The sequence below is a fragment of the Novosphingobium aquae genome (assembly GCF_037572715.1).
GTDB lineage: Bacteria > Pseudomonadota > Alphaproteobacteria > Sphingomonadales > Sphingomonadaceae > Novosphingobium > Novosphingobium aquae.
On the sequence record NZ_JBBHJY010000032.1, the window covers coordinates 1 to 953 of the forward strand.

1 protein-coding gene is annotated in these 953 nt (G+C 64.8%); it reads right to left on the reverse strand.

Going from position 1 to position 953, the window contains the following annotated elements; translation table 11 throughout:
- Positions 1-953 (reverse strand): UDP-glucose dehydrogenase family protein (locus WG900_RS20140; protein WP_339970176.1); only part of this gene is annotated, 953 nt, incomplete at both ends.

Below are 953 nucleotides of genomic sequence, written 5' to 3' on the forward strand. Positions count from 1 at the left end.
CCCTGCGAACGGACGTCCGATGGTTCATAGACATTACGCAGGTCGACCAGCACCGGCTCGCGCATCTGGGCTTTCAGTCGCTTGAAATCGAGCGCGCGGAAGGCGTCCCATTCGGTGACGATGACCACCGCGTCAGCCCCTTCGGCTGCGGCATAGGCATTGCCGCGCATGGTCACCGCCGGCATCAGCGGCTGGGCCAGTTCCATGCCTTCGGGGTCATAGCCGGACACGTCCACCCCGGCATCGGCGAGCGTCTGGGCAATGGCGATCGACGGGGCATCGCGCATGTCATCGGTGTTCGGCTTGAAGGTCAGGCCGAGCAGCGCGACCTTCTTGCCGCGCGCAACCTCCGCGCCGCCAAGCGCATCGATGACCTTGCGGCCCATCGCGCGCTTGCGGCTGTCGTTCACCTTGACCACGGATTCGATGATCCGCAGCGGGCTGTCATAGTCTTCAGCCGTCTTGAGCAGGGCCAGCGTGTCCTTGGGGAAGCATGAACCGCCATAGCCCGGCCCGGCGTGGAGGAACTTCGATCCGATGCGCCCGTCCATGCCGATGCCGCGCGAAACGTCCTGCACGTCGGCGCCGACCTTTTCGCAGAGGTCGGCCATCTCGTTGATGAAGGTGATCTTGACCGCAAGGAAGGCGTTGGCCGCATACTTGATCAGTTCGGACGAACGCCGGCTGGTGAACAGGATCGGCGCGCGGTTGAGGAACAGCGGGCGATAGACCTCGCGCATCACATCGCGCGCCCATTCGTCATCGCTGCCGATGACGATGCGGTCGGGGCGCTTGAAGTCGCTGATCGCCGCGCCTTCGCGCAGGAATTCGGGGTTGGAGGCGACGGCGAAGCGCACGCCGGGTGCAGCTTCCCTGAGGATGCGCTCAACCTCGTCGCCAGTGCCTACGGGGACGGTCGACTTGGTGACGACAACCGCGTCATTGGCCAGATG